Genomic DNA, 20,156 nt, shown 5'->3' on the forward strand with positions numbered 1-20,156 from the left:
TGCAAATGTAACAAAACAAATGTACACTTATGATGATTTTTTTATTTAGAATTTTAATAAAAATGCATGCGCTCCATCATTCCCTTCTCAACAGAGCTAATCTTGCGGTTTCGAAGTACAAAGGCATGAAAGTTGGCGTTAATTTCAATATGCCTGATAAAGTTTTTTTCGGAACCGAACCTTACCTTATTGAAATAGGGGACAACGTCAATATTGCAGCCGGCGTAAGGTTTGTGAATCATGGAGGAACAACTACTTTACTGAGAAAGCTTCCCGGCTATGAAGATGCCAGAATTATGGGGAGGATAAAAATCGGAAATAACTGTACCATCGGACTGAACTGTGTCATCATGCAGGATGTGCAGATTGGCAACAACTGTATTTTGGGAGCCAATTCCGTATTGTCACAATCTATGCCTGACAATACCGTATTTATAGGGAATCCTGCTCAGTTTCTTTGTACCATCGAAGATTATGGCAACATTGTTTTAAAAAATAATCCCGAATATCCTCGTGAGCTGGAAAAGGATAGAAAAAAACTGGATGCCTATATTAAAGAAAATCTTCCTCATAAATATAAAAAAGCAAGAAAAATTAAATAACTTAGTTCCCGTAAACACAAAAAGAAAAATTGAAAAAGAAAAAAATCCTCATTCGAATAGGCTCCTTACGCCACGGCGGCGCAGAAAAAGTCTTAGTGAATTTTCTGAAAAGCCTTCCTCCGGATAAGTATGAAGTAGATCTTCTGCTTAATCTGTATTCCGGATTATATATACAGGAAGTTCCTTCGTGGATAAATCTAAAGTATCTTATAAAAGGAGAAATGATTACCACCAACAGGCTTCAGGATATTCCCATAAAGGCATTCCGAGTCCTTTATGAAAAAATGTTTTTATGGTTCCCTTTCCTGCTCTACCGGTTTATTTTAAAAAATAAAAAATACGATGTTGAAATTGCGGCCATCCATGCAATGTACAGGGAAATACTTTCAAGCCCGCAAAAAAAATCAAAAAAAATTATCTGGGTTCAGAATGATATTTTTAATGTAAAAGGCTATACTCAAAAAGTAATCCGTGAGTTTTTCAGGTTTGACAGGATTTTGGTGATTTCCGAAAAACTACTGAATGGAATGTATGAACTAGCAGAAAATGAAGCTGAAAAAGCTTCTGTTATTAAAATATACAATCCGATAGACCGAAACGATACATTGAAAAAAGCAGAAGCCGAAATCCAGGATTACCCTTTTAGCCGAAATCTTCCTACATTTGTCACTGTTGGTACCGTGTATCCTCAGAAAGGGTACGACCGGCTGTTGAATGTTCATAAAAAACTGATTGATGAAGGATTAAGCCATCAGCTTTTAATTATTGGTGACGGTTACGATTTTAATAATATTCGGAATCAACTCAATGAACTTGGCCTTCAGGCTACTGCAAAAATGCTTGGTTTTAGCAGTAATCCGTATCCTTTCCTTAAAAAAGCAGATTTTTATGTCATGTCATCAAGGCATGAAGGTTTTCCAACCATTATTGCAGAAGCGCTCATCCTCAACAAACCTGTTACTGCTACCGATATTTCCGGAATACGAGATCTTCTTCAGAACGGCACGCTGGGAAACATTACCGCAAATTCTGAAGAAGGAATTTATGAGGGAATGAAAAAGTTTCTCACCGATAAAAATCGTGCTGAAAAATACAAAAAAGAAATCGCACAGACCGAGCTTCCGTTTGTTTTAGAAAAATCGGTAGCACATCTTCAAAGAATTATTGACGAAGTATAAAAACACACATCATGTCAGGTTATTCTATTATTCAAAAAGATTTTTACAGGGAAAGCGAACAATGGCTTTCTACAATTCAGATCTGGAAAAAGTGCATTAATCCTAATCTTCATTTTGTGTATATTTTGAGGATGGCTCAAAAATACCAGAAAAAAACTTTTCTGAATATATTCTGGAAGATGGTATTACGACATTACCAGATCAAATATGGCTTCCAGATTTATCCCGAAACAAAAATCGGCGAAGGTTTTTATCTTGGCCACTGGGGGAGCTTGGTCATTAATCCGGATACTATTATTGGAAAAAACTGCAATATTGCCCAGGGTGTTACCATCGGCCAGCAGAACCGCGGAAAAAATGAAGGCTCACCTGTAATCGGCGATGAGGTATGGATTGGTGCTAATGCAGTGATCGTAGGTGCAGTGACTATCGGAAACAATGTATTAATCGTTCCTAATTCATATGTAAATTTCGATGTTCCCTCGAATTCTGTAGTATTGGGAAATCCTGCCAAAATTATTCCAACAGCTAATGCTACAGATGGGTACATCAACCGAAAAGTATAAAGATCCAGATGATTTTGTGAATGAGCTCTTATTACAGTCATTTAGTACATCGCCAAATTTTTCGAATTTTTTTTGAATTACAATTTTTTTTGTCATGGTATTAATTTCTGATTTTTACTTTGTACTTTTAATCTTGATTTAATCTTTAGGTTGTTCATAATTTTTTCATAATTGGAAACAAATCTTAGCATTAAATGTTATATTTTTTACGGCCTTAAAAGTAATGTTCAGATGATTTTAAGCATATTTAATATTAAACTTTGTTAAAAGTCATTACTTTTTCATCAAATAGTCTATTTTTGCACATTATCGATTTAGTCTATTGATTTTAAAAATAATTTACACGAAATAAATAACTATAATAATCAAATGTCACAATCGTACGAAGTTATTTTTGAAAACAACAAAAAGTGGGTAGCTTCTAAACTGGCAGACAATCCGGAATTCTTTCATGATCTTGCAAAGACCCAGAATCCTGATTATCTTTACATCGGATGTTCAGACAGCAGGGCAACTGCCGAAGAGCTGATGGGCGCAAAACCCGGCGAAGTTTTTGTTCACAGAAATATTGCCAATATTGTGAATACACTCGATATGAGTTCCACGGCCGTTATTCAATATGCTGTAAAACATCTTAAAGTAAAACACATTATTGTCTGTGGCCACTACAACTGTGGCGGCGTAAAAGCAGCCATGACGCCTCAGGATCTGGGACTGCTGAATCCGTGGCTGAGAAACATCCGCGATGTGTACAGACTTCATCAAACCGAGCTGGATTCTATCGAAGATGAAAACAGGCGTTATGACAGGCTTGTTGAGCTTAATGTTCAGGAGCAGTGCATCAACGTTATCAAAATGGCCTGTGTGCAGGAAAGATATATCCTTGAAGAGTATCCTGTTGTACACGGCTGGGTGTTTGACCTTAGGACAGGTAAGATTATTGATCTGGAAATTGATTTTGAGAAAATCCTTAAAGACATCCAGAAAATTTACAACCTTACGGGTTCTGATTGGGTTATGAGCAGAAAGACTAAATAGTTTTTCTTAAAAGAAAATGAAATGAAACTCTGGAGTATTATTACATTACTGTTTTTTCTGAACTTCACGGCTTTACCGGGTATTGCCTCGGCATTCGGCTGGGATATCATCAGAACGAATGTTGTAATCAATGAAGAAGAGCCACACTCTCACCCATCGTCTTTTATTGTTTACGAAAAGACCCTTCCAAAAACTTTGGATGTGTTTGATTACCTTAAGTTTTTCGAGCCGTCTCTGGAAGAAAAATCTTTTATACCGATAGATGATTCTTTTCATCTGTCGCCTTTATTATCCATATTTTCTCCGCCTCCGGAAGCTTAATTTTTTAATAAGTTTTTGATCATTATTCATATCATTTTTTTTGATACTGAATATTCATGTACTATTTATAAAAAAATAAATTTCCAATCTTTTGTAATTGATTTATTAAAAACAGATAAATCAGTTCTTATTCACAGCAGTTTATCATCATGAAAAAAACATCATTAATAGGAGGAATAAAGGAGAATTTCCCTTCCGGACTCGTTGTATTTTTAGTAGCGCTTCCCCTTTGTTTGGGGATTGCGCTTGCTTCGGGGGCTCCCCCGTTATCAGGCATCATTGCAGGTATCGTGGGAGGTCTTGTAATAGGATCAATAAGTAATTCCAATATTTCCGTATCAGGGCCGGCTGCCGGATTAACAGCTATTGTACTGACGGCGATCACCGATCTCGGCGCATTCAATATTTTTCTTTGTGCCGGAATTATTGCCGGAATCATCCAGTTGGTTTTGGGATTTGTAAGGGCAGGAAGTATTTCCAATTATTTCCCCAATAACGTTATCGAAGGAATGCTTGCAGCCATCGGAATTATTATTATTCTGAAACAAATTCCGCATGCTTTGGGATTCGATAAAGATTATGAAGGCCACCAATCGATTTTTGATAAGGGACTGAATTTCGGATACTTTTCGGAATTATTCGGCGCTATTCATCCCGGAGCAATCGTTGTAACAGTAATCTCTATTTCCATATTAATCATTTGGGACAAGGTTCATTTTCTGAAAAGAATAAAGATGCTTCCAGGTGCGCTTGTAGCAGTAGTCGCAGGTATTGTCCTGAATGAAATTTTTAAGATGACAGGCAGCTCACTGGCGATAGAAACCCAGCATCTTGTATCTCTTCCGGTTCCACAATCGCTGGACGATTTCAAAAACCTTATTACCATTCCTGATTTCAATGGTTTTTTAAATCCGAAAGTATGGATTGCAGGGGCAACAATTGCTATTGTAGCTTCTATTGAAACGCTGCTTTGTATTGAAGCATCGGACAGGCTGGATGTACAGCGAAGAATAACTGACACCAATCTGGAATTAAAAGCCCAGGGAATAGGAAATCTTGTAAGCTCATTTATCGGCGGGCTTCCAATGACCTCCGTAGTCGTTAGAAGTTCTGCCAATGCCAATGCCGGAGCGACCTCAAAAATGTCAACCATTATCCACGGAATCCTTCTGTTAATTTGTGTTTTATCAATTCCTGTGATTTTAAATCTTATTCCCCTATCAACTCTTGCAGCAGTATTGATTATGGTGGGATACAAACTTGCAAAACCTGCCACTTTCAAACATTTCTGGCAATTGGGAAAATTCCAGTTCATACCGTTTGTGGCAACCGTAGTTGCTGTTGTGGCAACGGATTTGCTGAAAGGTGTAGGAATAGGTCTTGCCATCTCCGTTTTCTATATCCTGCAGGGAAATATGAAAAGAGCTTACTATCTGAGCAGGGAAAAACTTGACGATGCAGACGAAATTACAATGAAACTGGCTGAAGAAGTTTCATTCCTGAACAAGGCAGCCATTAAAAAAACATTGAAAAATATAAAGCCGAACTCTACCGTGACTATTGATGCAAGAGGCACCTCTTATATTGCTACCGATGTTTTGGAGATGATCCAGGATTTTGCCAATATCAGGGCTAAAGAAGAAGACATTAATGTAGAACTTTTAGGGTTCAAAACGTCATACAGAGACTACGAAAGAGATGAAAACTCTCATATTGTAGTCACCCATAAACGAGCAATGTAACCCATTGTTTAATAATTTTTTAACTTTAAAAATATAACAGATTATATGAAAGCACATACTCACGAAACTCAGTCTACCATTACTCCTGAAAAAGCATTAGAGTTTTTAAAGGAAGGAAACCAGAGATTTGTAAATAACCTTAAGGCCAACAGAGATCTTCTGGAGCAGGTAAATGCTACACGCGAAGGACAGTGGCCGTTTGCTGTGGTCCTGAGCTGTATAGACAGCCGTACTTCCGCAGAACTGATTTTTGATCAGGGTCTTGGGGATATCTTCAGTATCAGGATTGCCGGAAATTTTGTAAACCAGGATATACTGGGTTCTATGGAGTTCGGATGTAATGTTGCCGGCTCCAAGCTGGTTGTTGTGCTGGGACACACCAAGTGCGGAGCATTGAAAGGCGGCCTTGATGCTGCACAGATCGAAGGACTGGGAATGGATAACCTGAACCACCTTATCAATCATTTTGACCCGATTATCAAACAGATAATTGAAGACGGCGAAGAGCGTACTTCTAAAAACACCGATCTTTTGGAAAGATTAAACCATCAAAACGTAAAAAGCGCTATCGAAGATATCCGCAAGCAAAGTTCAACCCTAAGAAAGCTTGAGCAGGAAGGCAAAATTAAAATTGTAGGAGCAAATTATGATGTAGAAACCGGTGCTGTAAGCTGGTTGTAGGCAACTCCTTCTCTGCTTCAGTCAGCTAACGAAGGAAATTCAACAATATATTATCGTTAGATAGATTGGAAATTAAATTTTAAAAGTACATCAGAAGGCCATCGAAATTGATGGCCTTTTTAGTTTATTACGTAGTAACTATCTTTAATAGCCAACATTTAAGCCAGATTTATTCTTAAATTCTTACTTTTGAATGATAAAAACCCGAAAATTAATCATGTCTGCATCAATAAAATTATCACTTACCATACTTTTTATTTTAATGAATTGTTTCGTTAAATCTCAGCAAATTTCCGGCAAAAAAGCAATAACAGATACGCTGGCTTACGCAAAAAAATTTGAAATGAATAAAGAAAAATATATTGGCAAACCGTTTTCTCTTTTGTTAAAAGATATGGTTCAGATGCAGCCTCAAAAAGCAAAATCCGAGTTTAGAGAAGATATGTATAACCCTCTTCCAAGCACTTCTTTTTCATTTTCAGATAAAGACATCAATTCCGTGAATAATGTTATGATGATCATTAAATGGAAGGCAGATGATACCGCAACCACACCGTTGGAGTTTTTTGAAGAGGAACATAATTACCGCTTTACTCCCAACGAAAAGAATTTTCTTGAAAAAAAGATAGTGATGGACATTACCGTATACAAAAGATAATCTGTTTTAACATAACGCGCTGCATTATTTCCCGTTGAAAGCAGACATCGTGTTGCTGATTCCTGCAAATACAAATGACAGGCTCGCTTTAGAAAACTTTTCTATTCTTTCCGGAAGGGCTGCATTTTCTTCTTCATCCCATGTTCCGAGAACATAATCAACCTGCCTGCCTTCGGAAAAGTCTGCCGAAATCCCGAAACGAAGCCTTGCATAATTCTGTGTCTGAAGCACTTCATTAATATTTTTCAATCCATTGTGCCCTGCATCAGATCCCTTTCCTTTCATTCTTAACGTTCCGAAGGGAAGCGCAAGATCATCCGTCACGATTAATACATTTTCCAAGGGAATATTTTCTTTATGCATCCAGTATTTTACGGCATTTCCTGAAAGGTTCATATAAGTATCAGGTTTTAAAACCAACACTCTGCGTCCTTTGTACTTTCCGTCTGCCATCCAACCGAAGTTTGTACTTTTAAAAGGAGCTTCCAGATTTTCCGCAATTTTATCCGCAACTTTAAAGCCTATGTTGTGGCGGGTATTTTCATATTCCGGGCCTTTATTTCCGAGGCCTACAATTAAATATTTCATTAAGAAATTTTTTGCAAAATTAAGGTATTAAAACAAAAAACTCAACCTGTAAAGATTGAGTTTTATTATATTTTAAAGATTATTCTTATAATGGTTTGTAAATATAATTTATGCCATAACCTCTTCTCATATAGGTCTGAGCATCGTAATTATAATTTGTAGAGACAACTGCCGGCATAGGTACAGGCACCATAAGATCGGTTACCGATTTCCTTTTAGGGCTGTTTGGAGACAGTATCCAGCTTTCAAAATCATTCTGCTCGGTAGATAATAATCTTGAAATTTTATAAGCCATTGGCAGTAAAGTAAAGGGATTAATCTGCGCATCATAATCGGAGTATTCATAACCATATCTCGTATTTACAGCCCCGAAAACGCCTCCTGCAATTGGGCCATACCCTCTTATTACTTTGGTTACATTATCTCCGGAATATTCATACGTTGTTTCTGAAAAATTACTATACGCAAAAGGAGTGCCTATTGTTTCATTGCCTGTCTGCATAACAATCTTAGCCAGTTTTGAAGTGGTAGAACTGTATGTAAGATTATAAATTGTTTTTGATTTTCTAAGAATCACCCAGGGTCCCGGAGTAGTAGAAGGCGGTACCGGAGGTGTTTTCTCATATACAGAGCGGGTTTCGGAAATAATTTCTAATCTTCCTGTATTCCCGTAAGTAAACTGTTGTTCGTAGGAAGTGCTGTCTGCATCCGGATCACCGTCATTATCGCCATCCAGAAAACCTTTGAAGGTTACTCTGCTTATTTTATCTCCACTGTACTGTACATCCGTCACTGAGGCTTTTCTTGTAATCACTCTTGATACCTGAAGGCCGTTATAATAATATGTGGCCAGTGTATCTGCATCTGTAATCTCTCTGTAAAGCGCACGTGCACCGTTAAGCCCGGTGTTATTGTTGATATCAAGCAGTGGATTTCCGTCTTCATCTGCCAAATCTTTACAAGAATGAACTGCAGAAATACCTACTAAAAGCAAAACAAAATAAAAAAGTCTTTTCATTCCAAGGTGGGATTATTTATTTTTTCACAAATATAGTTTTTTTTTGAATAAAAATCATGTTTTTATTCCTTTTCAAATAAAACTAATAAAGATAAAATATACTTATAAAGGTTTATACACATATTTTACAATCTGCCCCGGATCCGATACCGGGTAATTCTGAGAATCATACAGGTAAGTTTTCGGAACGCTGGTTTGTGGCGCACCGGTACTGATTATGGTAATTTTTCCTGTGTTATTAGAAGACAATGCATTAAAGCTGATAGGGAACAATGTGCCTGTCACCATGAAATATTCTTTCGGTAAAGTAGTATAAGGATTTATTTTACTGTCATAATTATCGTAGGCATAAGACATGGCTGTAGAAGTTGAAGGGTCCGGATTTCCGCCGCTCATCAGCATTGCCGTATAATCCAGCTTTGCCACATTGCCTGCAGCAAAGGTGAATTTATTTTCAACATAATGTGTATAGCTGGTGCTTCCTGCCATTTTTTTCTTTTCCACAATTCTGTACAACTGTCCGTTTGCATCATAATACACGGTAAAATCGCTGTGGTTGGTAGTAGAAAGAACCGTCTGATCCATACTGATTTCTGATAATTTTCCTCCGGTATAAGAAAGCGTATAAGTGTTGTTTATAACATGCGGATTAACATTATCAAGATATTTGATGGTGGAGATTTTATTACCGGAATATGTAACGGTAGCCGTGATGGTATTGGTGCTTCCTGCATCTCTCAAAAATGCCTGGGAAAGAACACCTGCATTGGTAATATATTCTTCCTGATCAACATTTCCATTGGTAATCTTGCTCAAAATCCTTGGCCCGGTAATGGTTGTAGTACCGCCCGAATTGTTTTTATTCTGATTAGGCGGGTCTTCGGTAGTATTGTCACATGAAACTGAAAAACTCATTGCTAAGACAGCAAGAGATGAAATGAAGTACTTTTTTATCATACGTTATTAATTTTAAGCTTTCAAATATAACTGATTTTCTTTGACCTCAAAATTTAAATTTCAGGATAATTAAAAAAATCTAAAGAGCAGACCCCTTTAGATTTCTTCATCTTATTATTCCGATAAATCAGTAATGAAATCAATTTCTTGCCAGCATCGATTTCAAAAGAGCATTTACCTCATCAACATTACGTACTTTATCTTTACGCATCATCAGCTGATTGCCTTCTTTACTGTTTTTTTCTTTAAGCTGTGCTTCAGCAGGATTTTGAGTAAGATAATTAATAATATGCCTGAATTTTTCTGTCTGATAAAATTTATCCTGAGGGTTTCCCGGAAAATACCCCAGAAATACGCCGTTTTTCATCACAATCTTCTCAAAACCGATTTCCGAGGCAAGCCATTTTAAGCTGACGCTTTTCAGTAAATTTTCAGCTTCTTCAGGAAGATCTCCGAAACGGTCTTTCAATTCAGATTCAAATTTCTCAAGATCTTTTTCATTATCAATCTCAGCAAGCTTCTGGTAAAGCAATAGTCTTTCCTCTGTATTTGAGATGTATGAATCCAGCAGCATCAGCTCAAGATCCGTATCAATATTAATATCTTTTGTTGTTTTAAAGAGCTTATTCCGTTCCTCCTCGTTTTCGAATAAATTTTCAAACTCCTGGTCATCTTTCAGTTCTTCAAGCGCTTCCTGCATCAGCTTCTGATACGTCTCAAATCCCATTTCATTAATAAAGCCGCTCTGCTCCGCTCCCAGCAAATCGCCGGCGCCACGAATTTCAAGATCTTTCATGGCAATCTGGAAACCGCTTCCCAGGTCGGAAAACTGTTCGATCGCTTCCAGCCTTTTTCTTGCATCGGAGGTCATCATATCATAAGGCGGTGTAATCAGGTAACAGAATGCCTTTCTGTTGCTGCGCCCAACCCTTCCTCTCATCTGATGGAGATCTGCCATTCCGAAACGTTGCGCATCATTAATAAAAATCGTATTGGCATTCGGAACGTCTACCCCACTTTCAACGATTGTAGTAGAAACGAGAACATCATACTTTCCTTCCATGAAGTCAAGGACATTTTTTTCCAGCTGTTTCCCTTCCATCTGTCCGTGCCCGGTAATGACTCTCGCATCCGGAACCAGGCGCTGTATCAATCCTGCAATTTCCTTCAGGTTTTCAACTCTGTTGTTGATAAAGTATACCTGCCCATCGCGCTGAAGCTCATAAGAAACGGCATCCCGGATTATTTCTTCATTAAAACCAACCAATTGCGTGTCTACCGGCTGCCTGTTCGGCGGCGGTGTCTTGATTACCGAAAGGTCTCTTGCTGCCATTAATGAAAACTGCAATGTTCTCGGAATAGGCGTTGCTGTAAGCGTAAGCGTATCCACATTGCTTTTCATTGTTTTTAATTTATCTTTTACGGAAACCCCAAACTTGTGTTCTTCATCAATAATGAGCAATCCCAGGTCTTTGAATTTTACAGTGCTTCCAGCCAGCTGATGGGTTCCGATAATAATATCTACTTTCCCGTTTTTAAGCGCATCCAACGTTTCGGATTTCTGCTTGGCTGTCCTAAAACGGTTGATGTACGCAACATTCACCGGAAAATCTTTAAGCCTTTCTTTAAAACTCCTGTAATGCTGAAACGCAAGAATCGTGGTGGGAACCAGTACGGCAACCTGCTTTCCGTCTGTTGCTGCTTTGAATGCTGCCCTGATGGCCACTTCCGTTTTCCCGAAACCTACATCACCGCACACCAGCCTGTCCATTACCGTATCTGCCTCCATATCTTTTTTCACATCAATGGTTGCTTTCTCCTGATCCGGAGTGTCTTCATAGATGAAACTTGCCTCAAGCTCGTTCTGCAAATAAGAATCCGGGCTATAGGCAAAACCTTTGGCCGTTTTCCTTTGGGCGTACAATTTTATAAGATCAAAAGCAATCTGCTTTACTTTCGCTTTGGTTTTCTGTTTTAAAGATTTCCAGGTTGGCGATCCAAGTCTGCTTAAAACCACTTCACGACCTTCAGGCCCGTTGTATTTTGAAATTTTATGAAGCGAGTGAATACTCACATACAGCAAATCTCCGTTTTTATAAGTAAGTTTAAAGCATTCCTGAATTTTCCCATCATTGTTTACTTTTACCAATCCCATGAATTTTCCGATACCGTGGTCGATATGGGCAATATAATCTCCTATTTTCAGAGACATTAAATCTTTCAGGGTTAGCTGTTCCGATTTGGCAAATGTATTCTTTGCTTTATACCGCTGGTAACGGTCGAAAATCTGGTGATCCGTGTACACCAGCAACTTATGGTCATGATCTACAAACCCTTCGTGCAGTTCAGATTTAAAACTTTTAAAAGGAAGCTGATGCTCCAGCTCTTCAAAGATAGATTCAAGCCTTTCTTTTTGTTTTTCTCCTGAAAATGAAATCCATGTATCGAAACCGTTATTTTGTTTTTCTTCCAGATCTTCGATCAGCAACTCAAAATTTTTATGAAAAGAAGGCTGAGGAATCTGGTCTATTTTCACTTCATGAAGATCAATAGTTCCTTCAATAGATGCGCTTCCAAAATCTATAGTGGTGAATTTCTTATAATCGAATAAAAATTCATGATCGGAGATAAAAAGTTCCTGCGGAGACCTGTGAGCAATATCTTTATTTAAAGTATCATATTTTTCCAGAGCCTTTTCGTAAAATGTTTTAAGTTTCTGCATGCCGATAATTCCATTTTTGGAAACGATCAAACTTTCCTTAGGTAATAGCTGCAAAAGAGAAACCCTGCTTCCGGTTACGGTAAAATTCATATTGGAAACCAATTGAAAATCATTAACCTTATCGATAGAAAGCTGTGTTTCAATATCAAACGTTTTAATGCTTTCAATTTCGTTCCCGAAAAAAGTAATACGGTAAGGTTTTTCATTAGAAAAAGAAAAAACATCTACAATCCCGCCCCGTACGGAAAATTCTCCCGGTTCTGAAACGAAATCTGCCTGCTGGAAATTATAATGGTTAAGAAGCTCATCCACAAAATCGAAATCCAGCTGATCGCCGACTTTTATATGATGGGAAATGGCTTTAAAATCTTCTTTTTTGAGTACTTTTTCCGACAGCGCCCCTGCGTAGGCCACAATTACTTTCGGAGATATCCCGGATGTTATTTTATTAATGACTTCTGTTCTTAGAACCAGGTTTGCATTCTGGGTTTTCTCCACCTGATACGGCTCAAGATGAGTCGCCGGAAAATACAGCACTTTATCTTTTCCCAGAAGATCTTCCATCTCCGTATTGGCATATAGTGCATCTTCCTTATCATCAACGATATAAAGAACAGTTTTTTTCCGGGTGAGAAAAAGTTCGGCTGCAAAAACAGAAACGGCCGATCCTGCGCTGCCTTTTACGAATATATGCTGATGCCTTTCGAGCTGAATAAAAATTTCTTTTCCAAACTCCTTCTGGAGAAGATGCGGGAGGAATTTTTCGCTAATGGTTTTTAATTGCATAAAAAATGGTATAAACGACGAAAGCGATTTCGGGAGTTTTCCGAAACCGTTTGATCTTTACAAAGATACGACTTATTTCCATTCCAGAATCAGGCCAGTTCTGTATAAAACAGCATTTAAAACTTGAAAATCTTAATTTTTTACTAAAAATTTAAATAAAAAGTTAAAATAAATACCCATTTTTCAAATGGCACATTGTTTGGAAATGTTAGACTACCAAAAATTAAAAGAAATATTATTATGAAAAAAGCAATCAGAATTTTAGGAATGTTTGTCATGCTATTCTTTGTAGTCACGGCAATCACATCATGCAGCGACGACGATGATCCCGCCAACAATGATTTTTTTGCAGGAACCTATAGAGGTAGCGTAGGCTATACAGACGGAGATAACAATATTAGCTCCAATGACGGAAGCGTATTCGTAACGAAAATCGCAAGCGGTACCAAGTATAATTTCTCTTTCTCGAATGGAATTCCGGATCTTAACGGGATAGAGTTTGACCAACAGGGAGACAATACTTTGGTGATGGTAGGATCTACAGCAACATCTTACATCAGAATTGATAATAATGAACTAAGAATTTTATATTTAAAGGACGGAAAATCGTGGACGGCTAACTGCACGCGATAACCACTTTTCATACATTATGTTAGGACCTGCTTTTCTTTATAAGGGAAGCAGGTTTTGCTTTAATAAAGATAAGTATTTAATATTTTTTTAAGCTGTGATAAACTTTAGTTAAGTTTCTGAAATTGAATTTCCTGAACAGAATTTTATCTATCTTTGATTCTCTAAATAAAAAAAACATTTATGAAAAAATTCTTTACCGCAATGTCAATAGTATTTGGTCTTGGCCTTGCAACCGCTCAGCAAACGGCTCCCGCCAATCATCATCAGGCATCAAAAACAACGCAGTCCGCTAAGCCCTCAAAAGTAGTGAAGACAAAAGCTGAAGCAACTCCCACAGCCGCAAAAATGAAGAAGGACGGAACTCCTGACAAAAGATATAAGGAAAATAAAAAACTCAAAAAGGACGGCACCCCGGATAAAAGGTACAAAGAAAACAAGTAAAACTCATCAATAGCTGTTATTTCATAATCAAATTTCGAGAACCGGTGATACTTCATTCATCGGTTTTTTTATTGGATATTGTTCAGAAAGCTTCAAAGATTCTTCAGTTATTTATAAATTTGAAGAATGATAAACTTTCTTAAAAAGAAAATAGCATTGCTGTGGGCAAAAAAGCACGTTCGCAATGCCGAAGAATTCAAAAAAAATGCTGAACAAAATCAGGAGAAACTCTTACTTTCTCTGGTGGATACCGCTAAAAAAACACTTTTCGGAAGAGAACACGATTTTGAAAATATAACTTCTGTAAAGGATTTTCAGGATAAGGTAAAAATTTCGGATTTCGAAGATCTGAAGCCTTATATTGAAAGGGTAAAAAAAGGACAGGCCAATATCCTGTGGACTGATGTACCGGAATATTTTGCCAAAACTTCAGGCACTACTTCAGGATCCAAATACATTCCTATTTCAAAGGAAGGAATGCCATTTCAGGTAAAAGGTGCACAAAGTGCTCTTTTTCATTACATTGCTAAAAAAAACAACGCTGATTTTGTAAACGGAAAAATGATCTTTCTCCAGGGAAGCCCGGAGCTTGAAGAAGTTTTCGGGATCAAGACAGGTCGTCTTTCGGGGATTGTAGCCCATCACATTCCGAAATACCTTCAAAAAAACAGGCTCCCGAGCTGGGAAACCAACATTATGGAAGACTGGGAAGCCAAAGTGGATAAAATTGTACAGGAAACAGAAAAAGAAAACATGACCCTTATTTCCGGGATCCCGCCATGGCTGATTATGTATTTTGAAAAACTCGTTGAAAAGCATGGTAAAAAAATCAAACAGATTTTTCCTAATCTTGATCTGATTGTAACCGGAGGGGTAAATTACGAACCTTACCGCGACAAGATGGAGGAGCTTCTGGGAGGAAATGTGGATATTTTACAGACTTTTCCTGCGTCGGAAGGATTTTTTGCATTTCAGGATGATTATACAAAAGAAGGATTGCTCCTGCTGACGAATCACGGAATATTTTACGAATTTATTCCTTTAGAAGAATATGGCAAAACCAACGCAAGAAGACTGACCCTGAGCGAGATTGAGCTTAATAAAGATTATGCTTTAATTTTAACCACAAATTCAGGATTATGGGCATATTCCATTGGCGATGTGGTGAGGTTCATTGATAAAAATCCGCACCGGATTTTAGTGAGCGGAAGAACGAAACATTTCACATCGGCTTTTGGTGAACACGTCATTGCGTTTGAAGTAGAGGAAGCGATGAAAGCTACCGTAGAGAAATATCCTGCACAGATTACCGAATTCCACCTTGCCCCGCAGGTGAATCCCGGAGAGGGCCTTCCTTATCACGAATGGTTTATTGAATTTGAAAAACAACCTGAAAATATTCAGCTGTTCCGAAATGAACTGGACGACCAGCTGAGAAAACGTAATACTTATTATGATGATCTTATTTCGGGAAATATTCTCCAGAAACTTCATATTACAACTTTGAAGAAAAATGCTTTTCAGGAATATGCAAAATCACAGGGAAAACTGGGCGGGCAAAACAAAATCCCGAGGCTTGCCAATGACAGAAAAATTGCAGATTTATTGAAAATATACAAACTTTAAGCACATTTTTTCAATTCCGGAAACGTATATTCGAAAAAAATTATAAATTTGTAAAACTAAAAAATAATATGAAAGCATCTGTACTTTTAAAATCATCTTTATTGACGTCGTTATTTGTAATTTCATCTTGTGCAACCACAAAATATAGTATGGATACTGCTAAAAATGATTACTCTAATCTGGAAGCAGGAAGAACGTATACTGTAATGATGAGAGACGGTTCGGAAAACCAAAAAATATTATTCCGCAATGTGGAAGGTGATAATATCATTGGAACTGCGGGTAAAAAAGACAGTACAGTTGTAACAATCCCTAAGGCTAATGTAGCTGCAGTGAGAGACAGCAGAAAAGCCAAAACCGTAATCGGTGCTTCCATAATCGGTGCCGCCGGTGTTGCCGCATTGGTGATCAGTGCTTCCCGTGCAGACAACTAAATAGATTGTATCTTTTAGAAGCCATTCAATTTTTCATTTAAAAAAATCCCATATCTATAGCCTAAAATCCATATTTGAGGCTATTTTTGTGGAATGATTTCTTTTACCCCGTTACAGACATTGAAAAATGCTGAGTTCAGAAACCTTCTTACAGGAAGATTTTTTATTGTTCTTGCCTTCAGGATGCTCGCCACTTTATTAGGCTGGTGGGTGTATCAGCTCACAAAAGATCCTTTTTCAATCGGCCTGATCGGTCTTTCGGAAGTAATCCCTGCGGTGAGCTGCGCTTTATATGCAGGCCATGTAATTGATATGAATGAAAAGAAAAGATTACTATTAATCTGTAATTATGCTTATATCTTTTTAATCGGGTTACTTTTAATCCCTGCATTTTTTAACGTAGAAATGCATTTTACGGGACATCAGATTACATATTTCATTTATGGGGTTATATTTTTCACCGGTATTGCAAGAGCCTTTATAGGGCCCATCGCTCCTGCTATGATTCCTAAAATTGTAAAAAAAGACAACCTTCCGAATGCGGTTACTTTAAACCAGGCCACATTTCTTATTTCCTCTGTCTGCGGGCACGCAGCAGGTGGTTTTCTCATTGGTTATTTTGGAGTTAAATGGACACTGGTTGTCATTATTTCACTCATCTTTTTGGCATCTCTATTTTTTCTTCAATTAAATAAACAACATTCCGAATACAAAAAAGAAGAAATTAACGTTATAGAAAGTATGCAGGAAGGAATTTCTTATATTTTAAAAACAAAAGAAATTCTTGGCGCTCTTTGTCTTGATATGTTTGCCGTACTTTTCGGCGGTGCCGTTGCTATGATACCGGTGTACGCTACCGATATTCTTAAAGTAGGCGCAGAAGGTTTCGGTTTGCTGAATGCAGCGTCAGACATAGGTTCTATGTGCATCATTGCCATTTTATCTATAATTCCGCTTAGAAAGAATCAGGGTAAAATTTTACTGGCAGTAGTTACGGGATTTGGGTTATGCATCGTCGGTTTCGGATTATCACGCTTGTATTGGCTGTCATTTTTATTTCTAATGATGAGCGGAATGCTTGATGGGATTTCTGTTGTAATACGAGGAACCATCGTGCAGCTAAAAACTCCTGACAATATACGAGGCAGAGTATTGAGCGTGAATTCAATTTTCATCATGTCAAGCAATGAGATGGGACAATTTGAAAGCGGGCTGATGGCCAAATTATTGGGCGTTGTACGCTCCGTAGTGTTCGGAGGGACAATGACCGTGCTGGTTGCTCTGATTGTAGGAACAACCAATCGAAAATTGAGAAAAATGCAATATTAAGATCATAAAGATCAATTCATTAAATTTATTGCAAAAACTTTAATTTAAAATTAATAATTTTTTATATTTGTAATATAAAATTCCCTTACATGAAAAAAACTCTACTTATTTGTCTCTGTGTAGTGGGCTTTTGCCTGCAGGCACAAACCTACAGTGAAAAAGACTTTAAACAAACTGTGTCGCAGGTAAACACCGCTAAAACAGAAAATGATTACGAAACAATTTTCCAAAAGTTTTCCGTATTTACTTCCACAAAACCTTCGGAAAAATGGGACGCATATTATTATGCTGCCGTAGCCATGTACCTGAAAGCAGAATTACAGCTTAAAAAATCTCCTTCTACAGACGTTTCAAATTTGAATGCCATAGCCGGGAAATATGCCCATGGCGGAGCCTCCAGCTCTAAGGCCAACGCTGCTGAAACAGATATCTTATTAGGCTTAATCGCACTTCAGAAAGCTGAAATTAAAGGAGCAAGAGATGTTCAGAGCAATCTGGATCTCGCTTCACAAATGATCGCTAAAGCTCAGGCAACGGCACCTGAAAATCCGAGGTTAGCAATTCTTAAGGCCAAATTAGAAGAGAAATCCGGAAATAAAGAAATTGCTGAAAAGTTGTTTAAAAAGGCATCAACGGGACTTGAATCTAAGAATGCGTCTTCAAATGCACCTCTGTGGGGCAGACAGTTGATTCCATCTATGAATTAATCTCAGGATTAAAAACTTTTAAAACGACTAAAAAATGAAAAAAGCTCTATATTTTTTTTTAATTTTAATTTCCCAGAGTATTTTCGCACAGTCAAGTTCAGACTGTGGCGGAAATGTGCAGGTTTGCGGAAACACTCCGATATCCTTTACACCTACCGGGCCCGGTAATGTACTGGAAACTTTGGGAGGGTGTCTAAGTACCGAACATTTTTCCATTTGGTATACCTTTACGATTGCAACTTCAGGTACATTAACCTTCGTTATTAACCCCAATAATTTCACAGATGACTATGATTGGGCCGTATATGGGCCGAATGTTACCTGTGCTAACCTTGGATTTCCTATAAGATGTAATTATTCTGCAGCAGACGGGCCTACAGGGCTTAATACAACTGCAACAAACACTACATCAGGAGCAGGAGGATCTGCATTCTGTTCCAGTATGAATGTTGTAGCAGGACAAACATATTATCTCATTGTAGATAACTTCTCATCAAGTGCCAACGGATTTGTACTGAACTGGGGAGGAACTGCTACGCTGGTTTCGCCTTTCAACAGTGCATTCCAGCCATACCCTTTCATAGAACCCGGAACGCCCGGCCCTACACCAAACTCTCCGAGAGAAGTTGTAGTCTGTTCAAATCCTGCTGTCTTTGATTTTACAACCCTTACTGCAGGTATTGTAAACAATAATCCTAACTTTAACGTTTCGTATTATTATAATCAAAATGATGCAATTTCAGGAAATAACCCGATAACAACGCCTATTACGGTAAATACCACAGACACTTATTATTATGCAATTACCTATTCGGAGCCCGGTGCTCCGGCTACCGCCATCAACAGGTGTAGAATTCCCGGTAATTTCAAGTTCATACAAAAAGCCATAACAGGAACCGATGTAACGCTGACGAAGTGTAATAATAATAACCAAGGCACCGCAGTTTTTGATCTTACAACAGCGAATGTTAATCCCGATCCTGCGGTCACAAGAAAATATTATCCTACATTGCAGGATCTTAATGCAGGAACCAACGAAATTACGAATCCGTATCAATATGTTTCTGCGGGAGGCGATGTTTATGTATTACTGACTTCCCCATTCGACTGTAAGGCAACTGCAAAAATCACATTAGCATTCTTCCCTGTTGTAACCGTAACGGAAGCAACACTGAGATCCTGTTTCATTGAAACAAATCCTGCTACTGCTTCGTTCGATCTTACTGTAGCACCAGTAACTACCCAATCAGGAGTGAAAACGTACTATCCTTCAATGGCAGATGCCGTGGCGGGGACCAATCAGATTGCCAATCCAAGCACATATATTTCTCCAAACGGAGTTGTGTTTATAAAAGTAACTGATGGAAACGGATGTTACGGAGTAGCTAAAGTAAACCTTATCGTTCTGCCACCAGTATATTCCAATACACTTGATGATAAAATCATTTGTATTGAGGATACTACAACGCTGGATGCAGGAACCGGATTTACAGGTTACACATGGAGTACGGGTGCTACAACTCAAACCATCAGCAATGTTACGGTGGGTACCTATTGGGTAGACCTAAAAACCGGAGATTGTGTTACAAGACAAACTGTAAAAGTTTATCCGTCTGACCAGCCTGTTATCTCCAATATTGATATTACCAACAATACTGTTACTGTAAATGTTGTGGGAGGAGCCACTCCTTACAAATACTCTATTGATGGAATCAACTGGCAGGATTCTAATGTTTTCACCAATGTTACGAGAGGAGACAACTCCATCTATGTGAAAGACGCTTACGACTGCGACCCGATTACAATTACCGTAGTTGTTCCGAATCTTGTAAACGTTATTACGCCTAACGGCGATGGTGTAAACGATGTGATTGATTATTCAGCATTGGCATCTAAGCCAAACTTGGTGCTCAGTATTTTTGACAGATATGGCGTAAAAGTAGGACAGGCCGATAAACTTAACGGGTACAAATGGGACGGAACAACAGCAGGCAAAAAAGTACCTACCGGAACCTACTGGTACACCGTCACATGGAATGAAAATGACAAGAAGAATACGCCATTCAAATTCTCAGGATGGGTAATGGTGAAAAACAGAGAATAGAATTACAAATAATAGAGAAAAAACC

General features: G+C 38.0%; 19 protein-coding genes. 15 read left to right on the forward strand and 4 right to left on the reverse strand.

All coding sequences use genetic code 11. The features are described 5' to 3' along the window. Positions 1-29 precede the first annotated feature (29 nt). The 8 genes from SOP96_RS15995 to SOP96_RS16030 all read left to right on the forward strand — a co-directional run bounded on the left by SOP96_RS15995 (position 30) and on the right by SOP96_RS16030 (position 6,786). On the forward strand, positions 30-602 hold the full coding sequence (locus SOP96_RS15995) for an acyltransferase (protein WP_326321900.1): 573 nt from the start codon (positions 30-32) through the stop codon (positions 600-602). 29 nt (positions 603-631) lie between these two features. Beyond that, positions 632-1,780 carry a glycosyltransferase gene (locus tag SOP96_RS16000; protein ID WP_326321901.1) on the forward strand — a complete coding sequence of 383 codons (1,149 nt, stop codon included), beginning with the start codon at positions 632-634 and terminating at the stop codon, positions 1,778-1,780. An 11-nt stretch (positions 1,781-1,791) separates the two neighbouring features. Further along, a complete protein-coding gene (locus tag SOP96_RS16005) occupies positions 1,792-2,346 on the forward strand; it encodes a serine O-acetyltransferase (RefSeq protein ID WP_326321902.1) in 555 nt (184 codons plus the stop codon). A gap of 369 nt (positions 2,347-2,715) precedes the next feature. Then, complete coding sequence (locus SOP96_RS16010; RefSeq protein ID WP_326321903.1) at positions 2,716-3,384, forward strand: carbonic anhydrase; 669 nt, start codon at positions 2,716-2,718, stop codon at positions 3,382-3,384. A gap of 21 nt (positions 3,385-3,405) precedes the next feature. Beyond that, complete coding sequence (locus tag SOP96_RS16015) at positions 3,406-3,705, forward strand: hypothetical protein (protein ID WP_326321904.1); 300 nt, start codon at positions 3,406-3,408, stop codon at positions 3,703-3,705. A gap of 149 nt (positions 3,706-3,854) precedes the next feature. After that, positions 3,855-5,447 carry a SulP family inorganic anion transporter gene (locus SOP96_RS16020; protein ID WP_326321905.1) on the forward strand — a complete coding sequence of 531 codons (1,593 nt, stop codon included), beginning with the start codon at positions 3,855-3,857 and terminating at the stop codon, positions 5,445-5,447. A 45-nt stretch (positions 5,448-5,492) separates the two neighbouring features. Next, a complete protein-coding gene (locus SOP96_RS16025) occupies positions 5,493-6,128 on the forward strand; it encodes a carbonic anhydrase family protein (protein ID WP_326321906.1) in 636 nt (211 codons plus the stop codon). A gap of 343 nt (positions 6,129-6,471) precedes the next feature. Further along, entirely contained in the window at positions 6,472-6,786 is a 315-nt protein-coding gene (locus tag SOP96_RS16030) for a hypothetical protein (RefSeq protein WP_326321907.1), read from the forward strand. Between the two features lie 24 nt (positions 6,787-6,810). Here the strand turns inward: SOP96_RS16030 and pth are convergent, their stop codons facing one another. The 4 genes from pth to mfd all read right to left on the reverse strand — a co-directional run bounded on the left by pth (position 6,811) and on the right by mfd (position 12,857). Then, positions 6,811-7,374 carry an aminoacyl-tRNA hydrolase gene (pth, locus tag SOP96_RS16035; RefSeq protein ID WP_326321908.1) on the reverse strand — a complete coding sequence of 188 codons (564 nt, stop codon included), beginning with the start codon at positions 7,372-7,374 and terminating at the stop codon, positions 6,811-6,813. An 85-nt stretch (positions 7,375-7,459) separates the two neighbouring features. Continuing rightward, on the reverse strand, positions 7,460-8,392 hold the full coding sequence (locus SOP96_RS16040) for a hypothetical protein (protein WP_326321909.1): 933 nt from the start codon (positions 8,390-8,392) through the stop codon (positions 7,460-7,462). A gap of 102 nt (positions 8,393-8,494) precedes the next feature. Beyond that, on the reverse strand, positions 8,495-9,349 hold the full coding sequence (locus tag SOP96_RS16045; protein ID WP_326321910.1) for a hypothetical protein: 855 nt from the start codon (positions 9,347-9,349) through the stop codon (positions 8,495-8,497). Between the two features lie 139 nt (positions 9,350-9,488). Further along, entirely contained in the window at positions 9,489-12,857 is a 3,369-nt protein-coding gene (mfd, locus tag SOP96_RS16050; protein WP_326321911.1) for a transcription-repair coupling factor, read from the reverse strand. A 240-nt stretch (positions 12,858-13,097) separates the two neighbouring features. Between mfd and SOP96_RS16055 the strand changes: the two genes are divergently transcribed. The 7 genes from SOP96_RS16055 (at position 13,098) to SOP96_RS16085 (ending at position 20,131) form a co-directional block, all read left to right on the forward strand. Further along, positions 13,098-13,490 (forward strand): hypothetical protein, encoded by a 393-nt coding sequence (locus tag SOP96_RS16055; RefSeq protein WP_326321912.1) that lies wholly within the window; start codon positions 13,098-13,100, stop codon positions 13,488-13,490. A 180-nt stretch (positions 13,491-13,670) separates the two neighbouring features. Next, complete coding sequence (locus SOP96_RS16060) at positions 13,671-13,931, forward strand: hypothetical protein (protein WP_326321913.1); 261 nt, start codon at positions 13,671-13,673, stop codon at positions 13,929-13,931. Between the two features lie 126 nt (positions 13,932-14,057). Beyond that, positions 14,058-15,557 (forward strand): GH3 auxin-responsive promoter family protein, encoded by a 1,500-nt coding sequence (locus SOP96_RS16065; RefSeq protein ID WP_326321914.1) that lies wholly within the window; start codon positions 14,058-14,060, stop codon positions 15,555-15,557. A 68-nt stretch (positions 15,558-15,625) separates the two neighbouring features. Beyond that, positions 15,626-15,991, forward strand: coding sequence for a hypothetical protein (locus SOP96_RS16070; protein ID WP_072883833.1), 366 nt, complete (start codon positions 15,626-15,628; stop codon positions 15,989-15,991). Positions 15,992-16,084: 93 nt separating this feature from the next. Beyond that, complete coding sequence (locus SOP96_RS16075) at positions 16,085-17,320, forward strand: MFS transporter (RefSeq protein WP_326321915.1); 1,236 nt, start codon at positions 16,085-16,087, stop codon at positions 17,318-17,320. Between the two features lie 89 nt (positions 17,321-17,409). Beyond that, entirely contained in the window at positions 17,410-18,027 is a 618-nt protein-coding gene (locus tag SOP96_RS16080; RefSeq protein ID WP_326321916.1) for a hypothetical protein, read from the forward strand. A 34-nt stretch (positions 18,028-18,061) separates the two neighbouring features. Then, on the forward strand, positions 18,062-20,131 hold the full coding sequence (locus SOP96_RS16085) for a T9SS type B sorting domain-containing protein (protein ID WP_326321917.1): 2,070 nt from the start codon (positions 18,062-18,064) through the stop codon (positions 20,129-20,131). Positions 20,132-20,156 lie beyond the last annotated feature (25 nt).

It is taken from the genome of Chryseobacterium salviniae (assembly GCF_035819015.1).
Taxonomy (GTDB): Bacteria; Bacteroidota; Bacteroidia; order Flavobacteriales; family Weeksellaceae; genus Chryseobacterium; species Chryseobacterium salviniae.

What these genes read in the sequence shown, in the direction of transcription:
- SOP96_RS16085 (WP_326321917.1), top strand. Translation starts at nt 18,062, where the DNA reads ATGAAAAAAGCTCTATATTTTTTTTTAATTTTAATTTCCCAGAGTATT.
- mfd (WP_326321911.1), bottom strand. Translation starts at nt 12,857, where the DNA reads ATGCAATTAAAAACCATTAGCGAAAAATTCCTCCCGCATCTTCTCCAG.
- SOP96_RS16080 (WP_326321916.1), top strand. Translation starts at nt 17,410, where the DNA reads ATGAAAAAAACTCTACTTATTTGTCTCTGTGTAGTGGGCTTTTGCCTG.
- SOP96_RS16005 (WP_326321902.1), top strand. Translation starts at nt 1,792, where the DNA reads ATGTCAGGTTATTCTATTATTCAAAAAGATTTTTACAGGGAAAGCGAA.
- SOP96_RS16040 (WP_326321909.1), bottom strand. Translation starts at nt 8,392, where the DNA reads ATGAAAAGACTTTTTTATTTTGTTTTGCTTTTAGTAGGTATTTCTGCA.
- pth (WP_326321908.1), bottom strand. Translation starts at nt 7,374, where the DNA reads ATGAAATATTTAATTGTAGGCCTCGGAAATAAAGGCCCGGAATATGAA.
- SOP96_RS16055 (WP_326321912.1), top strand. Translation starts at nt 13,098, where the DNA reads ATGAAAAAAGCAATCAGAATTTTAGGAATGTTTGTCATGCTATTCTTT.
- SOP96_RS16020 (WP_326321905.1), top strand. Translation starts at nt 3,855, where the DNA reads ATGAAAAAAACATCATTAATAGGAGGAATAAAGGAGAATTTCCCTTCC.
- SOP96_RS16070 (WP_072883833.1), top strand. Translation starts at nt 15,626, where the DNA reads ATGAAAGCATCTGTACTTTTAAAATCATCTTTATTGACGTCGTTATTT.
- SOP96_RS16075 (WP_326321915.1), top strand. Translation starts at nt 16,085, where the DNA reads ATGATTTCTTTTACCCCGTTACAGACATTGAAAAATGCTGAGTTCAGA.
- SOP96_RS16030 (WP_326321907.1), top strand. Translation starts at nt 6,472, where the DNA reads ATGAATAAAGAAAAATATATTGGCAAACCGTTTTCTCTTTTGTTAAAA.
- SOP96_RS16015 (WP_326321904.1), top strand. Translation starts at nt 3,406, where the DNA reads ATGAAACTCTGGAGTATTATTACATTACTGTTTTTTCTGAACTTCACG.
- SOP96_RS16045 (WP_326321910.1), bottom strand. Translation starts at nt 9,349, where the DNA reads ATGATAAAAAAGTACTTCATTTCATCTCTTGCTGTCTTAGCAATGAGT.
- SOP96_RS16060 (WP_326321913.1), top strand. Translation starts at nt 13,671, where the DNA reads ATGAAAAAATTCTTTACCGCAATGTCAATAGTATTTGGTCTTGGCCTT.
- SOP96_RS16065 (WP_326321914.1), top strand. Translation starts at nt 14,058, where the DNA reads ATGATAAACTTTCTTAAAAAGAAAATAGCATTGCTGTGGGCAAAAAAG.
- SOP96_RS15995 (WP_326321900.1), top strand. Translation starts at nt 30, where the DNA reads ATGATGATTTTTTTATTTAGAATTTTAATAAAAATGCATGCGCTCCAT.
- SOP96_RS16025 (WP_326321906.1), top strand. Translation starts at nt 5,493, where the DNA reads ATGAAAGCACATACTCACGAAACTCAGTCTACCATTACTCCTGAAAAA.
- SOP96_RS16010 (WP_326321903.1), top strand. Translation starts at nt 2,716, where the DNA reads ATGTCACAATCGTACGAAGTTATTTTTGAAAACAACAAAAAGTGGGTA.